Origin of the sequence: Curtobacterium sp. MCLR17_034, from assembly GCF_003234485.1 — a bacterium.
In the GTDB taxonomy this organism is placed as follows: domain Bacteria; phylum Actinomycetota; class Actinomycetes; order Actinomycetales; family Microbacteriaceae; genus Curtobacterium; species Curtobacterium flaccumfaciens.
In genome coordinates this window covers 1-16,052 of the sequence record NZ_QKTH01000023.1, presented here as the reverse complement: position 1 = coordinate 16,052, position 16,052 = coordinate 1, and the positions used below count along the sequence as shown (strand labels likewise).

Genomic DNA, 16,052 nt, shown 5'->3' with positions numbered 1-16,052 from the left:
GGATTTGCAGCGGACGGCCCCGGACCGGAAAGCTCTGACGTGCAACGACGCCGACTGGAGCCCGCATGCCGCACGAACTCGTCCACCTGACCGCCGGTGGCGTCTCGCTCGTCCTGGACTGCCGCGACGACGCGCTCCCCGCCGTCGTGCACTGGGGAGCGGCACTCGGGCCGCTCGACACCGACGCGCTGACGGCCCTCGCCGACGCCGACGTCGCGCCCGTCGCACCGAACGAGATGGACGATCCGGTGCGCCTGTCGGTGCTGCCCGAGCCACACCGGGGCTGGAGCGGTCGTCCGGGGCTCGCCGGGCACCGTGACGGCGCCGACTGGTCGCCGGCGTTCACGGTGACGTCGCTCGCGGTCACCGACTCCGCGGTCACGGCCGACGCCGAGGACACCGTCGCCGGGCTCACCGTCCGGGTCGCCATCGAGATGCTCGGCTCCGGGCTCGTGCGGGCCCGCGCGGGCGTGACGAACACCGCCGACGGCGCCTACACCGTCGACGACCTGACGCTCGCGATGCCGATCCCGTCGGGGGCCCGCGAGATCCTGGACTTCGCCGGCCGCTGGGGCAAGGAGCGGACCCCGCAGCGCCGCGAACTCGTCGTGGGGACCCACCTGCGCGAGGGACGGAAGGGCCGTACCGGCACCGACGCCGCGACCGTGCTGACGGTGGGGGAGCCGGGCTTCGGCTTCGCACACGGTCAGGTCTGGGGCGTCCACACCGCCTGGAGCGGGAACCACCGGCACCACGCCGAACGGCTCGCCACGGGCCGCCAGGTCATCGGCGGCGGCGAACTCCTGCTGCCCGGCGAGGTCCGGCTCGGCACCGGTGCCACGTACGAGGGGCCGTGGGTGTACTTCGCCCACGGTGACGGCCTCGACGACCAGGCCCGACGGTTCCACCGCTGGCTCCGCAGCCGCCCGCAGCACCCGACGACGCCCCGCCCGATGACGATCAACGTGTGGGAGGCCGTGTACTTCGACCACGACCTGGCCCGTCTCGTCGACCTCGCCGAGCGAGCCGCGGCCCTCGGCGTCGAACGCTACGTGCTCGACGACGGCTGGTTCCGCGGCCGCCGCGACGACCACGCCGGCCTCGGTGACTGGTACGTCGACGAGGAGGTCTGGCCGGACGGCCTCGGCCCGCTGGTCGACCGCGTCCGTGCGCTCGGCATGGAGTTCGGCCTGTGGTTCGAACCCGAGATGGTGAACGAGGACAGCGACCTGGCGCGCGCCCACCCGGAGTGGATCCTGCAGGCCGACGGTCGGCTGCCCGCGCGTTCCCGCGACCAGCAGGTGCTGAACCTGGCGATCCCCGAGGCCTTCGACCACGTGCTCGAACGGATGACGGCGATCATCGGCGAGTACGCGGTCGACGCCGTGAAGTGGGACCACAACCGCGACCTCGTCGAGGCGGGGTTCCCGGGCGGTGGCGCAGCGGTCCACGAGCAGACCGTCGCCGCGTACCGGTTGATGGCGACGCTCGGCGAGCGCTTCCCGTCGCTGGAGATCGAGTCGTGCTCGTCGGGTGGCGGTCGGGTCGACCTCGGCGTCATCGAGCACACCGCGAGGGTGTGGGTGTCGGACGACATCGACCCGCTCGAGCGCCAGCAGATGCACCGGTGGACGCAGCAGCTCCTGCCGCCGGAGCTGCTCGGGTCGCACATCGCGAGCGGTCGGAACCACACGACCGGTCGCGTCCACGACCTCGCCTTCCGTGCCGGTACCGCCCTGGTCGGGCACCTCGGCATCGAGTGGGACCTGGCCGGCGCGACCGCCGACGAGTCCGCTGCACTGACCGAGTGGATCGCGCTGTACCGGGAGCTCCGCCCGCTCCTGCACGGCGGCGACCTGGTGCGCTCGGACGAGGTCGACGACGCACGGCTCGTGTACGGCACGGTCGCGCCGGACCGGCAGCAGGCCGTCTTCTTCCTCGCCGGCATCGGCCGCTCCGAGGTCTCCGGCACCGGCCGGGTCACCTTCCGCGACCTCGACCCCGACACGGCGTACCGCGTCGACCCGGTGGTCATCGGCGACGGCCACGACCTGGTGCGACCGGACTGGTGGTCCGGCCCGCGGGTGTTCAGCGGCCGGGTGCTCGGCACCGTCGGCGTGCAGCCACCGCTCATGCCGGCCGACTGCGTGGTGCCGTTCCGGGTGACGGCCGTCTGACGGCGGGTGGTCGGGGCTCCCGGCCTGGAGGCCCGTCCCGCGTCCGGCCGGCCCGTCGCGGTCCGTCATCGGGTGCGTCCAGCCCGTTAGGCTTCCGGTCATGCCGCACTCCGGACACGCGACCCCGGTCTGGGCCCTCAAGCTCGCCGTCGTCACCGCCCTGGTGGGCGTCTCCGGCGGCATCGCCGGCATCGCGGTCTGGCTCGCGCTCCAGCTCATCCAGTTCGTCGCCTTCGGGTACGGGTTCGGCGGGCACCTCGAGGCCGCCGACGCACCGTCCGGGCTGAACCGGTTCCTCGCGCTCACCGCGGCCGGCGTCCTGACCGGGTTCGCCTGGTGGGCGCTCCGTCGGTGGGGGCGCTCGATCGTCTCGGTCACCGCGGCCGTCGACGGCAAGCGGATGCCGGCCCTGGCGACGCTCGCGAACGCCGGCATCCAGATCCTGGCCGTGGGGCTCGGCGCGTCCATCGGCAAAGAGGTGGCGCCGCGTGAGGTCGGGGCCTGGCTCGCCCAACTCGTCACCCGTCGTGCGGGGCTGACCGCACGCGAGACGAAGATCCTCGTCGCCTGCGGTGCCGCGGCCGGCCTCGCCGCCGTGTACGACGTGCCCCTCGGCGGCGCGCTGTTCGCGGTCGAGGTCCTGCTCGGGGAGATCAGCTTCGCGACCGCCCTGCCCGCCTTCGCCACGAGTGCCGTCGCCGCCATCACCGCCCGGCTCGTGATCCCGGACGAGGTGCTGTACCACGTGCCCGCGATGCACCTGTCGCCGTCGCTGCTCGTCTGGGCGGTCGTCGTGGGACCCGTACTGGGGCTCGCCGGGGTCGGGTTCGTCAAGCTGACCAACCGGCTGCAGGGCATCGCGCCGAAGGGCTGGCACCTGCTCGTCGTGCTGCCGGTGGTCTTCGCGATGGTCGGGCTCATCGCGATCCCGTTCCCGGAGATCCTCGGCAACGGTCGGGCGCTCGGCCTCGTCGCGATGAACACCACGCTCGACGACGCCTCGTTCGCCGGCCTCTCACCGATCGTGCTCCTGCTGCTGCTCGGTGTCCTGCGGACCGTGACCACCTCGGCCACCATCGGGGCCGGTGCGGTCGGTGGCACGCTGACCCCGTCGATCGCGATCGGTTCGGCGATCGGCGGTGGCCTGGGCGGTGCGTGGCTGCTGCTGTGGCCGGCCGACGGTCCGAGTCTGGCGGCCTTCGCCTTCGTCGGTGCGGCGGCCTTCCTCGCCACCACCATGCGGGCGCCGTTCACCGCCCTGGTGCTCGTCGTCGAGTTCACCCAGCAGGGCACCGACATCCTCGTGCCCTCGTTGCTCGCGGTGTCCGGTGCCGTCGCCGTCGGGTACGTGCTCGCGCGCCGTCGCAGCGCCCAGATGGTGTGAAGACCCCGAACCTTCCGGTACGGACGGCTACCCGGCGGCCTACTGTCGGCGCCAGGACGGAGCGACGGGCTCCGCACCGAGACGAGGAGCAGCCGATGGCGGGTTTCGACGACATCACGAAGAAGGCCCAGGAGTTCCTGAAGGACGGCAAGGTCCAGGACGCCCTGCAGAGCGAGAAGGCCGAGGGCGTCAGCGACAAGGTGCTCGGCGGTGTGGCCGACGCGGTCAAGAAGGCCACGGGCGGCAAGTACGACGACAAGATCGACGGTGCCCGCGACGCAGCGGACAAGAAGATCGGCAACGAGTAGCGGACGACGTGCGACTGCCCAGGACCCGGCGTGGTCCTGGGCCGTCGCCGTGCCGACTGGACGTGGTCGGGAACAACGGACACCATGGACGGGTTGCTCCGGACAGCAGCACCAGGAGGACGAGACGTGACAGTCGTGGCGCCGAACCAGCCGCTCACCGAGACCGAGGTCGAGGCGATCAAGCGGGACTTCCCGATCCTCGCGCAGGACGTGAACGGGCAGCCGTTGGCGTACCTGGACTCCGGGGCGACGGCTGAACGCCCGCGCCAGGTCCTCGACGCCGAGCGCCGGTTCCTCGAACACGACAACGCCGCCGTCCACCGCGGGGCCCACACGCTCGCGGCGCTCAGCACCGACGCCTACGAGGACGCCCGTGCCACCGTCGCCGGCTTCATCGGTGCCGCCGCCCCGACCGAGGTCGTGTGGACCGCGAACGCCACCGACGCCCTCAACCTCGTCGCCTACGGCATGGCCAACGCCAGCCGCGGCCGCGGCGGTGTCGACGCGGAGCGCTTCCGCCTGGGCGCCGGTGACGAGATCCTCGTGACCGAGGCCGAACACCACGCCAACCTCGTGCCGTGGCAGGAGCTCGCCGCACTGACCGGAGCGACCCTGCGCTGGATCCCGGTCGCCGACGACGGCACCTGGACCGCCGATGACGCCGCGGCGCTGATCACCGACCGCACGAAGGTCGTCGCGTTCTCGCACGTCTCGAACGTCACCGGGATGATCGCCCCCGTCGAGCAGGTCGTCGGCCTCGCCCACGCCCGCGGCGCCCTCGTGGTGCTCGACGCCTGCCAGTCCGCACCGCACCGGCCCCTCGACGTGCAGCAGCTCGGGGTCGACTTCGCCGCGTTCTCCGGGCACAAGATGCTCGGCCCGAACGGCATCGGCGTGCTCTGGGGCCGTGCCGAGCTGCTCGACGCCCTGCCGCCGTTCCGCACCGGTGGCTCGATGATCACCACCGTGACGATGGAGGGCTCCGAGTTCATGCCGGCGCCCGAGCGGTTCGAGGCCGGCACGCAGCCCGTGTCCCAGGCGGTCGCCCTCGCCGAGGCCGTCCGCTACCTGCAGGGCATCGGCATGGAACGCGTCCGCGCCCACGAGGAGCACCTCGCCCGCCGGATGCTCGACGGTCTCGCCGCCGTGCCCGGCGTCCGCCTGGTCGGTCCGCCCGCCGGTGTCCCGCGCTCCGGCCTGGTCGCGTTCGACGTCGACGGCGTGCACGCCCACGACGTCTCGCAGTACCTCGACGCGCAGGGCATCGCCGTGCGTTCCGGCCACCACTGCGCCCAGCCCCTGCACCGCCGCCTCGGCCTCGTCGCGACGAGCCGGGCGAGCACGTACGTGTACACGACCGAGCACGACGTCGACCGGTTCCTCGCAGCCGTCGCCGAGGTCCGCGACTACTTCGGAGCCACCGCGTGAACGCCCTTGACAGCCTGTACCAGCAGGTCATCCTCGACCACGCGAAGGCGCGGCACGGCGACGGTGCGATGCCCGACGCGGATGCCTCGCACTTCGAGCGGAACCCCACGTGCGGCGACGAGATCACGGTCAGCCTGCGGCTCGAACCCGGCACCGACCGCATCGCCGGGCTCGCCTGGCAGGGTGACGGCTGCTCGATCTCGATGGCCTCGGCATCGGTCCTCACCGACATGGCCGTCGGCCGCACGGTGCCCGAGTTCCTCGCACTGACCGAGGAGTTCCGCACCATGATGCGCTCGCGCGGTGTCGGTGAGCCCGACGAGGACGTCCTCGAGGACCTCGTCGCCTTCCACGGCGTCTCCAAGTTCGTCATGCGCGTCAAGTGCGGCATGCTCGCCTGGGTCGCGGCGGAAGCAGCCGCGCGCGAGGCGACCGCTTCCCGCTGAGCCGGCTGCGGCCACGCAAGGGGCGCGATGATCATCGAGACGGAGCGACCCGGCGCGGGCCGGGCCGACGCGATCGTGCGGGCCTACCTGACGGAGGTCGCGTCGCGGTGGTACGGGCGGGCGGCGACGACGGCCGAGGTCGACCTGGTGCTCGACGAGGAGCCGTACGACGACCTGCAGGGGGACTCCGGGGTGTTCGTCATCGCGAGTGACGGGGAAGCCGCTGTCGCCTGCGCCGGCGTGCGCTTCGTCGGTGCCGTCGGCGAGCTGACGAAGGTGTTCACGCTGCCGGAGCACCGCGGCCGAGGCGTCGGTTCGGCGCTCCTGCGCCACGTCGAGGACGTCTGCAGGGGACGCGGGATCACGTCGCTGCGGCTGGACACCCGTGCTGAGCTCGCCGAGGCCTGTGCGCTCTACGAGCGGCTCGGCTTCGTCCGGGTGGCGCCGTTCAACGACGATCCGTACTCCGACCGCTGGTACGCGAAGTCGCTCACTGCGGGGTAACGATCAGGCGATGGCGCCGATCTCGCGGAGCGCGTCGCCGACGGTGATGCGCTCGCCGCGTTCCTGCGCCCGTGCCCAGCGGGACTTCGCGAGCGCGACGGTGTCGTCGTCGAGACCGAGGAGCTCGTAGAGGCCGTCCAGCTCTCGGGGAACGAGGTCGGCGAGCGGCACGGGGAACTTCCGTTCGGGGCTCGCGTAGCTCTGCTGGGCGAGCTGTTCGAGCATCTCCGGGTCGGTCTCTCGCTGTTCCATGAGCAGGACGACGGTTCGTGACCTCGTCCCCATGAGGAAGGCGGACCGCACGTTCTCGTCCGGATCGGTCGCCAGTGTGATCTCGACGGAGAGGGGGAGGTCCTCTTCGCACGCGAGCTCCCAGCGCTGCGAGGTGTCCCCGTGGATCGCGGTGAGCATGTCCGGGTGGACGCCGAGGCCGCGCTCGCCGCGTTCCGGTCGCAGCGCGGGCGGGCGGGGGCCGTCCCCGACGCGGGCGGTGGGGAAGCCGACGCCCGTGTACACGGTGTGGGCGATCGGCAGGAACTGGAGCGCCTGGTGCAGTGCGGTCGCGGCGTCCTGCACCGCCGGAGCGGTCACGTCACCGTCGGCGGCCGCGATGGCGGTGGCGTAGTCGGAGAGTGCGGTGTGCTGCTGCTCGATGGCCCGGGCGAACATCTCCTTGCCCCTGGCGGTGTCGCCGAGGAGCCGCGGGTCCAGGTGCAGCGTGACGGCGCTCGGGTCCTGCAGGTGTCCCCGTGGTGTGCCACCGCCCGACATCATGATCTCGAACGTCTCGTCTTGCTCGTGGGCATCGGTCACGTCGCTGACGCTACCTGCTCAGGGAAGCGTGACGACGAGCTTCCGGGCGGAGACACCGGCGCGGAGCTCGGCGAGGGCATCCGGGATCGCGGCGAGTCCCGATCCGACGACGGACGCGGTCGGGGTGGCACGGTACCGCCCGGTGCGGAGCGCCTCGGGCAGGAAATCGCGGTAGATCGCGGGGCCGACCTCGGACTCCGTTCGGGCGGCCGCCCCAGATCGCGGTGACGTGGACCCCGTGTCGGCGCTCGAGCCGCGCCCGGATCGTCGTCACCGGTGTCGGGTACGCCGACGCGAGTCGACCGGAGCCGGTGGCTGCCCGGACGATCGGGAGCGTGCGGGTCAGCGAGCCCTGGCCGAAGGCGAGGGTGCCGGCGAGCTCCCGGTCGGCGAGTGCCTCGAGGATGCGGCGTTCGGCACCGTCGTCGCGGTAGTCGAACACGGCCTCGGCCCCGAGGTCCTGCACGAACCCGTGGTTCTTCGGCGATGCGGTGCCGATCACGGCGTAGCCGGCGGCCCGGGCGAGCCGGACGGCGTTGGCGCCGACGCTCGTGGACGCGCCCCACACCAGAACGACCCCGGGGCGCTCGGACGTGTCGGCCGTCGGGAGCGACAGCGCGAGCTGATCCGGCTCGAAGAGCCCGGCCGCGGCGGTCGAGACGGCGAGTGGCAGGACCGCCGCCTGCTCGGCGGGCAGGGTATCCGGAACCGGGGTCGTCACACGGTCGAGCAGCAGGACCAGGTGCTGGAACGCCCCTTCGGCAGCACTGTTCCGGTGCTGTTCCTGCCCCGCGGCGTGCCCGACGACCCGGTCGCCCACGCGGAAGCGCTCGACGTCCGGGCCGATCGCGACGACCGTGCCGGCGACGTCCGACCCGAGGACCGCGGGGAACCGCAGCTTCGGGAACACCAGGTGCCGGAAGAGCCCGCCGACGGCGTCGACCGGGTTGACGGCGACCGCCTCGGCGCGGACGACGAGTTCGCCGGGGCCGGGCTGGGGGACCGGTGCGGGCCCGACGGCGAACCGCCCGGTCGACGTGGTCCAGAGTGCTGCGTTGCCGGATGGCGACATGGTGTCCCGAATCTCTTGCTCGAAGTGAGTCATGACACGACGTGTCATCGCCCAGTCAACCATGACACGACGTGTCATCACCACTACTGTTGACACATGCGTTGGTCTCCGGATGCCCGAGGGCGACTCGAGCGTGCGGCGTTCGAGCTCTTCGCCGAGCAGGGCTACCAGGCGACGACCGTGCCGCAGATCACCGCACGGGCCGGCCTGACGACCCGCACCTTCTTCCGGTACTTCGCCGACAAGCGCGAGGTGATCTTCGCCGGTGACGAGATCCCCGACCTCGCCCGGGCCGCCATCGAGGGTGCACCGGCCGGGATCGACCCGCTCGACATCGTCGTGCACGGCCTCCGCACCGTCGCCGACGAGCGGTTCGAGGGGCGGCACGGCGAGGTCGGCTCGGTGCGGCGGCTGGTGCTGTCCGAGTCGTCGCTCCGGGAGCGCGACGCCCGGAAGCGCGCCGACCTGACGGACGCGGTGCGCGAGGCCTTCGTCCACCGCGGGCTCGATCCGTCCGAGGCGGCGGTGATCGCCGAGACGACCGTGATGCTGTTCCACCTGGCCCTCGAGGCCTGGCTCACCGGACCGGCCGAGCGCCGGATGGCCGACGTGGTCGACGAGCAGCTCAGCGCACTCCGTGGGGTGCTCGATCGGCGGCCCGCAGCGTCATGAACACGTCGACGCCGTCGTCGGTGTCGAGCACGAAGCCGTGTCGTTCGTAGAGTCGGCGAGCCGGGCTGCCCACCAGCACGTTGAGCCGCGTGGGACCCTCGTGGGGCTCGTCGAGGACGGCGCGCAGCACGGTCGAACCGACTCCACGCCCCTGGACGTCGGGCGCGAGGTAGAAGTGCTCGACCCAGCGGACGTCGTCCTCGACCCGCACGGTGATCGACCCGACGTCGCGGTCGTCGACCACGACGATGCGGGTCAGCTCCGGCTGGAACGCGTCGCGGAGGCGATGTCGGACGCGCGTCTCGTCGAACACCCCGAGGCGTGTCAGGTCGTCGCGCAGCACCACGGCCCGGAGCTCGACGAGCCACTCGAGGTCCTCGGTGGTGCTGTCCCGCAGTGCGACGTCCATCCGCTCAGCCTACGAACTCCGGTGCACCGTCATCGACCTCGTACGCTTGCCCGATGGACCGCGACGGCGTCATCGACCTTGTCGCGTCCCGCCGCGCCTCGGCCCGTGCACCGATCGTCGTCGGTGTCTCCGGCTACTGCGGATCCGGCAAGTCGACGCTGACGCGCACCCTCGTCGAGGGGCTCCCCGGCGCGGTCCGCATCCGCGGCGACGACTTCCTCGACCCCGTTCGGTCCCATCAGCGGTCGGCCGACTGGGACGGCGTCGATCGTCCCCGTCTGGTGTCGTCGGTGCTCGAACCGCACCGAGCCGGTCGTGCGAGCACGTTCCAGCGGTTCGACTGGTCGGTGCGAGCCCTCGGCCCGGCCGAGCCGCTGCCGCGGACGGACGTCCTGGTCGTCGACCTGATCGGACTCTTCCACCCCGACGCGCTCCCGCACCTCGACGTCAGCATCTGGTGTGACGTCGACCTCGACACGGCGGTGTATCGGGGCACGGCTCGTGACCGCGCGCTCGGGCGCAGGCACGATGCGCTCTGGCGGGACGTGTGGGTCCCCAACGAGCGTGACTTCGAGGAACGGTATGCACCGAAGGACGCCGCCTCGATGCGCTACGCGCCCTGACGCCGTAGCGACGTCACCATGCTCCGCAGGATCTGACGGGCCTCGGTCTGCTGGTCTGTGGTCAGATCGGCGAGCATCCGCTGCTCGACCCCACGGATCGCCGCACTCGCCTGCGCCAGACTCCGCCGCCCGCTGTCGGTCAGCTGCGTGGGGAGTGCCTTGCCGACCGACGGTTCGGTGGCACGGGTGACGAAGCCGTCGCGCTCCAGGGTCTGCAGCAACACGTTCATCGACTGCCGGGTCACGAACGTGCCGCGCGCGAGTTCGGAGTTCGACAGGCCGGGGCGCTGCGCGAGCAGCTCGAGGCAGGAGTAGTGCGTCACCGTCATGTCGAGCGGGCGCAGCACGGCTTCCATCGACGCCCGGAGGGCGCTCGCGGTCTCCTTGAGCAGGTAGCCAATCGACGTCTCGAGGTGGATGCCGGTGTCGTCTTGACGCATGTCAGTAGTCTGACATAGCTTGTTCTGTGTCAGAAGACTGACACGTACCCAAGGAGCACCACATGCCCGTCACCGGCCCCGACTTCATCTCCCTGCAGACCCGCGACCTCGATGCCTCGCAGGCGTTCTACGAGCGGTACCTCGGCCTCGTCCGCTCGCAGGCCGGCCCGCCGCACGCCGTCGTGTTCGAGACCACGCCGATCGCCTTCGCCCTGCGCGACCTGGTGCCCGGCACGGACCTCGACGCGGTGACGCAGCCCGGTATCGGCGCCGCGATCTGGCTGCACGCGACGGACGTGCAGGCGATCCACGACGCGCTGGTCGCCGACGGACACCGGATCGTCTCGGCGCCGATCGACGGTCCGTTCGGTAGGACGTTCACGTTCGCCGACCCGGACGGCTACCACGTCACGCTCCACGACCGCGCCTGAGCCCTGGAGCCGGCCACGCGCCCGGCGCGGGCGTCGTGGCGGACGCGGGGCGGGCCTCCAGGCCGGTGCCGGAGCCGACCGTCACGCTTCGTCACGATCCGTGACGGTCGCAGGTGTCCGACGTAGCGTCTCGACCCGTGACCACCAGCAGCGAGCACCGGCAGATCCGCTTCAACGCGTTCGACATGAACTGCGTCGCGCACCAGTCCTCCGGACTGTGGCGGCACCCCCGCGACCGGTCGCGGGACTACCGCGACCTGACCTACTGGACGGACCTGGCGAAGACGCTCGAGGGCGGGGCGTTCGACGGCATCTTCATCGCCGACGTCCTGGGCACCTACGACGTGTACGGCGGCTCGAACGAGGCCGCGCTCCGCACCGGGTCGCAGGTGCCGGTGAACGACCCGATCCTGCTCGTGTCGGCGATGGCGTCGGTGACCGAGCACCTGGGCTTCGGCATCACGGCCGGCACGGCGTACGAGCACCCGTACCCGTTCGCCCGACGCATGTCGACGCTCGACCACCTGACCAAGGGGCGGGTCGGCTGGAACGTCGTCACCGGGTACCTGCCGAGCGCCGCCCGGAACATGGGCCAGACCGACCAGCTGTCGCACGACGACCGGTACGACGTGGCGGACGAGTACCTCGAGGTCCTCTACAAGCTCTGGGAGGGCTCGTGGGAGGACGACGCCGTCGTCGCCGACCGCGAAGCCGGGGTCTTCACGGACCCGGCGAAGGTGCACCCGATCGAGCACCACGGCACGCACTTCGACGTGCCGGGCATCCACCTGTCCGAACCGTCCGTGCAGCGCACGCCCGTCATCTACCAGGCGGGCGCGTCACCGCGCGGCATCCGCTTCGCCGCGGAGAACGCGGAAGCGGTCTTCGTGGGCGCACCGACCGTCGAGCAGCTCGCGTCGACCGTCGCGAAGGTCCGGGACGCCCTGGAGGCAGCTGGTCGCGACCGGTACGCCGCCCGCGTCTACACGCTGCTCACCGTGATCACGGACGCCACCGACGAGCTTGCCCAGGCGAAGTACGAGGACTACCTGTCGTACGCGTCGGAGCTCGGTGCGCTGGTGCTCAACTCCGGCTGGATGGGCGTCGACCTGTCGCAGTGGGACCCGGACCAGCCCCTCGGCGACGTCGAGTCGAACGCGATCCAGTCGGCGGCGGCGAACATCGCGGCAGCGACGGGGGAGGACGGGTCGAAGTGGACGATCCGTGACCTGGCGCGGCAGACGGCGATCGGCGGGCTCGGCCCGGTGGCGGTCGGCGGGGGAGCGACGATCGCCGACCGGCTGCAGGAGATCCAGGAGCTGACCGACGTCGACGGCTTCAACCTGGCCTACGCGGTGACCCCGGGCACGTGGGAGGACGTCATCGAGTTCGTGATCCCGGAGCTCCGCGCCCGTGGGGCCTACCCGGAGGAGTACGAGCCGGGGTCGCTCCGCCAGAAGCTGCACGGCCGTGGGGACCGGCTGCCCGACGAGCACCGTGGGGCGTCGTTCAGGATCGGGAGCCGGGCGGTCGTAGGCTGATCGGGTGATCGAGTCGTCCGTGGTCGTGCGTCCCGCGACCCCGGACGAGACCGACACGTGCATCGACCTGTGGGCCGCGGCCGTGGCCGCCCGTGACGGTGCCGCCGAGGACCCGGCGGTGCGGGAGCGCGCGCGGCAGAAGTTCGCGGCGGAGCACGTCGCCTGGCTGGTGGCTCCCGGCCCGGACGGTGCGGTCGACGGCTTCGTGCTCGTGACGGCACCGGGCACCGGTCGGTCGACGGACCCGGCGGACGCCGCCTACCTGTCGTTGCTCGCGGTGCGCCCCGGGGTGCAGGCCCGCGGGGTCGGACGGTCGCTGCTGTCCGAGGCGGTGCACGACGCCCGGGCCGCAGGGCACCCCCGCGTGGTGCTGCACGTGCTCGGCGACAACGACCGGGCGGTGCGGCTGTACGAGGCGGGCGGCTTCGTGGCGACGGGCGACGAGTTCGCGCACGCGCTGAGCGGGGTCACCACCCGCGTGTACGTCGCGGGCTGACGCTGGCTACGCGTCCTGACCGCGCACCGGCGTCCACGTCGGGTAGGTCGCCGAGCGCCCGTCGCCCGACGACGTGCGGGTGATCCGGCGCTGGACCCACGGCAGGACGTACTCGCGGTAGTAACGGAGTTCCTCGCCCAGACGGGTCCGAGCGGCACCGGGGTCCGCGGGCTCGACCGGCGCGGGGCCGTCCAGGACCGCGTGCAGCGCCAGGTCCGCGACGCGCTGGTGCCCGGTGGCGTTCATGTGCAGCCGGTCGTCCGACCAGAACTCCGCACGACGCAGGTGCGGGTCGCGGGAGACGTCGACGAACGGCAGGCCACGGCGTCGGGCGAGCGTGCCGAGCGCCTCGGCCCAGGCATCACCGCGGCGGTTGATCAGGGAACCGAGGGGCAGGCGGGCGCTCGGGTCGGCTGGGCTGAGGAGTGCCAGGCGCGCCCCGGTGGCCTCGACACGGTCGGCGGCGGCCTCGACCTGCCCGATCAGCGCGTCCACCTCGAAGCGCGGGCGCAGCAGGTCGTTGCCGCCGGCGCAGAAGGTGATCAGGGTCGGCGCCGGGTCGAGCGCGAGGGCGGCCTCGAGTTGACCGTCGAGGACCCCGGCGAGCAGTCGGCCGCGCACCGCGAGGTTCGCGTACGAGACGTGGGCGTCCGAGGCTCCCGCCATCGCGCTCGCGAGTCGTCCGGTCCAGCCGGGGAACGGAGCGGGTCCGGCGTCGCCGATGCCCTCCGAGAAGCTGTCGCCGATCGCGACGTAGCGGATGGTGTCGTGCATGCGCCCATCATCGTGCACATGCCTGTGCAGGTTCCCGGTGGGCGGCGCGAGCTTCGTGAGTTTGGTGGGCTTCGTGAGCAGAAATGGTCGGGTCACCGTTCGGCACCCGACCATTTCTGCTCACGAAGGGCTCGTCACCCTCAGCGAACCCTCACAGCACCGCCTTCGGCACCCGGTGCAGGGTGACCGCACCGACGGCGGCGAAGGGGTGCAAGGGGTCCGGGGCGGTGGAGCCGGTCGGCCCGCCGAGCTTCGAGTCACCGACCGCACTGAGCACCGCGTAGGCGTCCTCGGCGGTCCAGCCGTGCTCGTCGACCAGGAACGCGAAGGCATCCTCGTACCCGCGCCGGACGCTCTCCTGCACGGGGTCGCCGAGGCCGACGAACAGCCAGTCGTCGGCGGTCTCGATGCGGGGCGCGCGGAGCACCGGACCGCCCTTGACCAGGTCGACGGAGACGATCGCGGTGCCCTGGGCCTCGATGGCGACGAACGACGACTCGCCCTCGGCCATGAGCGCGTGGATGTCGCCGATCGACAGCAGCGCACCGGGGACCCGGACGGGCAGGGACACCGTCGAGCCGGGGCGGGCCTCGGTGACGTCCATGTTGCCGCCCTCCGGGTAGGCCGGCATGATCGTCGAGTTCTCACCCTCGGCCGGCGCCGTGCCGATGCACCCGATCATCGGCCGGACGGGGAACCGGTGCCGGTCGGACACCTGCACCATGTCGTCCGAGATCGGGCAGCGGCGGGCGAAGACCCGGTCGCCCATCACGTGCTGCAGGGCCCCGGAGCCGGGCAGGGACACCGACCACCCGTGCGTGGTCAGCTCGATGGCGTGGATGGTCACCACGAGGGTGTCGCCGGGTTCCGCCCCCTCGACGAACACCGGCCCGGTCACCGGGTTGATCGGTGCCTGCAGCTGCGCCATGTCGTGGTGCTGGTCGAGTTCGGCGTAGACGGCGTCGGTGGTCTCGAAGCCGATGGTCTCGCCGGTGCCGGGGCGGACCCGCAGCACGGGCTCCCGGTCGGCCGAGAACCCGGGGCGGCCGAGGGTGTTCGGCAGGAAGTGGTCCGGCGTCATCGTGCGTCCTCGGTCGTCGGTTCTGCTTCGGAGCCGACCTCGGTGGAACGGCCGGTGCGTCGGTAGTACAGGAACACGGCCGCGCCGACGATCAGCCAGATGATGCCGCCGACCTTCGCCTCGACCGCGGCGTTGAGCAGGACGTACCCGATGATCAGGAACCCGACCAGCGGCACGACCAGGTGCAGCAGCCAGTTGCGCGACTTCCCCTTGACCACGTGGTGCACGAAGACGGACACGTGCAGGAGCATGAAGCCGAAGAGCGCGCCGAAGTTCACGAGCGACGAGATCGTGTCGATCTGCCCGACGAAGAACAGCACCAGGATCGCGGAGAGCACCGAGACGACGATGATCGCGTTCTGCGGCACCTGGCGCCCGTTGAGCTTGTGCAGGAACGCGGGCAGCTGACGGTCGCGGCTCATCGAGAAGAGCAGACGGCTCGTCGCGGCCTGTGCGGCCATGGCGTTCGCGATGCCGACGGCGAGTACGTTGACGGCGAAGAACGCGGTGGCCCAGCCGCTCGACGAAGCCTGCTCGACGATGGTGAAGAAGGCGTTGCCGGCCTCGCTGTCCGAGAACGAGTCCCGCCCCGCGGCCAGGGCGGATGCGAGCCAGGTCTGCAGGATGAACAGGAACGCCACGATGACGAGCGCCAGGATCATCGCCGTGCCGGCTCCGCCACGACGGCCGGTGGACTCCTCGGACAGCGTCGAGATGCCGTCGAAGCCCAGGAAGCTCAGCACCGCGATCGACAGCGCCGAGGCGATGAGCGGCGCCGACACCTTGGCAGGGTCCCAGATCTGCTCGGTGCCGAAGGACGCGTCGGGGATCGTGCCACCGGTCAGCGCGACGATGGCGATGACGACGAAGATCGCGACGAAGACGAGCTCGATGAGCAGGAAGATGCGGTTCGCGAGCTTGAGCGAGGACACCCCGGCCAGGTTGATGACCGTGTTGATCGCGACGAACACGAGCGCCCACAGCCAGCGGGGCGTGCCCGGGAAGATGCCGACCATGCTCTCCGCGGCGAACACGTAGAGCAGCGTCGGGACGAGCAGGTAGTCGAGCAGGATCGCCCAGCCGGCGAAGAACCCGGCGGTGGGGTGGATGCCGCGGCCGACGTACGAGAACACGCTGCCGGCGAGGGGGATCGACTTCGCCATCTGCGCGTAGGCCAGGGCGGTGAAGATCATCGCGACGAGGCCGACGAGGTACACCAGCGGCACCATGCCGCTGGAGGCGTTGTAGACGGTCCCGAAGATCGCCCACGGGGCGATCGGGACCATGAAGACCAGCCCGTAGATGAGCAGGTCGGTGGTGCTGACGGAGCGCTTGAGCTCCTGCTTGTAGCCGTAGGCCTCGAGCTGCTGCTGTGCGGAGAGCTCGCTGTGCTGCTGCGACATGTCGGGTTCCGTTTCGGGTGGAGGGACGGGTGCTGTCTCTTATACACATC

At 71.6% G+C, this 16,052-nt stretch carries 18 protein-coding genes; 11 read left to right on the top strand and 7 right to left on the bottom strand.

Translation table 11 applies throughout. From position 1 onward, the window contains the following. The first annotated feature begins 65 nt into the window (after positions 1-65). From DEI98_RS16830 to DEI98_RS16805, 6 genes are all read left to right on the top strand, one after another. Entirely contained in the window at positions 66-2,177 is a 2,112-nt protein-coding gene (locus DEI98_RS16830; RefSeq protein WP_111101392.1) for an alpha-galactosidase, read from the top strand. A 100-nt stretch (positions 2,178-2,277) separates the two neighbouring features. After that, positions 2,278-3,561 (top strand): chloride channel protein, encoded by a 1,284-nt coding sequence (locus DEI98_RS16825; protein ID WP_027466237.1) that lies wholly within the window; start codon positions 2,278-2,280, stop codon positions 3,559-3,561. A gap of 95 nt (positions 3,562-3,656) precedes the next feature. After that, the gene (locus DEI98_RS16820) at positions 3,657-3,869 is read left to right on the top strand and encodes an Rv0909 family putative TA system antitoxin (protein WP_071247674.1); all 213 of its coding nucleotides are present in this window, start codon (positions 3,657-3,659) and stop codon (positions 3,867-3,869) included. 135 nt (positions 3,870-4,004) lie between these two features. Next, complete coding sequence (locus DEI98_RS16815; RefSeq protein WP_111101391.1) at positions 4,005-5,297, top strand: aminotransferase class V-fold PLP-dependent enzyme; 1,293 nt, start codon at positions 4,005-4,007, stop codon at positions 5,295-5,297. Further along, a complete protein-coding gene (gene sufU / locus DEI98_RS16810) occupies positions 5,294-5,743 on the top strand; it encodes a Fe-S cluster assembly sulfur transfer protein SufU (protein ID WP_071405057.1) in 450 nt (149 codons plus the stop codon). Before DEI98_RS16815 ends, sufU begins: the two co-directional genes overlap by 4 nt. 27 nt (positions 5,744-5,770) lie before the next feature. Beyond that, the gene (locus DEI98_RS16805; protein WP_111101390.1) at positions 5,771-6,247 is read left to right on the top strand and encodes a GNAT family N-acetyltransferase; all 477 of its coding nucleotides are present in this window, start codon (positions 5,771-5,773) and stop codon (positions 6,245-6,247) included. 3 nt (positions 6,248-6,250) lie between these two features. Here DEI98_RS16805 and DEI98_RS16800 read toward each other — a convergent pair whose 3' ends face one another. Together DEI98_RS16800 and DEI98_RS16795 are read right to left on the bottom strand one after the other, a co-directional pair. Beyond that, positions 6,251-7,060, bottom strand: a complete 810-nt coding sequence (locus tag DEI98_RS16800) for a hypothetical protein (protein ID WP_146243550.1) — start codon at positions 7,058-7,060, stop codon at positions 6,251-6,253. A 10-nt stretch (positions 7,061-7,070) separates the two neighbouring features. Further along, the gene (locus tag DEI98_RS16795; RefSeq protein ID WP_258370917.1) at positions 7,071-8,132 is read right to left on the bottom strand and encodes a zinc-binding alcohol dehydrogenase family protein; all 1,062 of its coding nucleotides are present in this window, start codon (positions 8,130-8,132) and stop codon (positions 7,071-7,073) included. Between the two features lie 96 nt (positions 8,133-8,228). On the opposite strand from DEI98_RS16795, the gene DEI98_RS16790 reads away from it, so the two are divergent. Continuing rightward, positions 8,229-8,804 carry a TetR family transcriptional regulator gene (locus DEI98_RS16790; RefSeq protein WP_111032081.1) on the top strand — a complete coding sequence of 192 codons (576 nt, stop codon included), beginning with the start codon at positions 8,229-8,231 and terminating at the stop codon, positions 8,802-8,804. On the opposite strand, the gene DEI98_RS16785 is transcribed toward DEI98_RS16790, so the two are convergent. Next, positions 8,758-9,213, bottom strand: coding sequence for a GNAT family N-acetyltransferase (locus tag DEI98_RS16785; protein WP_111101388.1), 456 nt, complete (start codon positions 9,211-9,213; stop codon positions 8,758-8,760). The two genes, DEI98_RS16790 and DEI98_RS16785, sit on opposite strands and share 47 nt — an antisense overlap. Before the next feature lie 53 nt (positions 9,214-9,266). Here DEI98_RS16785 and DEI98_RS16780 point away from each other — a divergent pair, with 53 nt between their 5' ends. Next, a complete protein-coding gene (locus tag DEI98_RS16780) occupies positions 9,267-9,836 on the top strand; it encodes a uridine kinase (protein ID WP_111101387.1) in 570 nt (189 codons plus the stop codon). Here the strand turns inward: DEI98_RS16780 and DEI98_RS16775 are convergent. After that, a complete protein-coding gene (locus DEI98_RS16775) occupies positions 9,824-10,276 on the bottom strand; it encodes a MarR family winged helix-turn-helix transcriptional regulator (RefSeq protein WP_111101386.1) in 453 nt (150 codons plus the stop codon). The two genes, DEI98_RS16780 and DEI98_RS16775, sit on opposite strands and share 13 nt — an antisense overlap. A 62-nt stretch (positions 10,277-10,338) precedes the next feature. Between DEI98_RS16775 and DEI98_RS16770 the strand changes: the two genes are divergently transcribed. The 3 genes from DEI98_RS16770 to DEI98_RS16760 all read left to right on the top strand — a co-directional run bounded on the left by DEI98_RS16770 (position 10,339) and on the right by DEI98_RS16760 (position 12,744). Continuing rightward, positions 10,339-10,707: a VOC family protein gene (locus DEI98_RS16770; RefSeq protein WP_111101385.1), complete on the top strand. Its 369-nt coding sequence runs from the start codon at positions 10,339-10,341 to the stop codon at positions 10,705-10,707. Positions 10,708-10,844: 137 nt separating this feature from the next. Then, a complete protein-coding gene (locus tag DEI98_RS16765; RefSeq protein WP_205123983.1) occupies positions 10,845-12,248 on the top strand; it encodes an LLM class flavin-dependent oxidoreductase in 1,404 nt (467 codons plus the stop codon). A 4-nt stretch (positions 12,249-12,252) separates the two neighbouring features. After that, on the top strand, positions 12,253-12,744 hold the full coding sequence (locus tag DEI98_RS16760; RefSeq protein ID WP_110862263.1) for a GNAT family N-acetyltransferase: 492 nt from the start codon (positions 12,253-12,255) through the stop codon (positions 12,742-12,744). Positions 12,745-12,750: 6 nt separating this feature from the next. Here DEI98_RS16760 and DEI98_RS16755 read toward each other — a convergent pair whose 3' ends face one another. From DEI98_RS16755 to DEI98_RS16745, 3 genes are all read right to left on the bottom strand, one after another. Continuing rightward, positions 12,751-13,518 (bottom strand): SGNH/GDSL hydrolase family protein, encoded by a 768-nt coding sequence (locus tag DEI98_RS16755; protein ID WP_084740901.1) that lies wholly within the window; start codon positions 13,516-13,518, stop codon positions 12,751-12,753. 151 nt (positions 13,519-13,669) lie between these two features. Then, positions 13,670-14,599, bottom strand: a complete 930-nt coding sequence (locus tag DEI98_RS16750) for an acetamidase/formamidase family protein (protein ID WP_110865231.1) — start codon at positions 14,597-14,599, stop codon at positions 13,670-13,672. Continuing rightward, positions 14,596-16,002, bottom strand: a complete 1,407-nt coding sequence (locus DEI98_RS16745; protein ID WP_071405068.1) for an APC family permease — start codon at positions 16,000-16,002, stop codon at positions 14,596-14,598. The genes DEI98_RS16750 and DEI98_RS16745 overlap by 4 nt, the downstream gene beginning before the upstream one ends. Positions 16,003-16,052 lie beyond the last annotated feature (50 nt).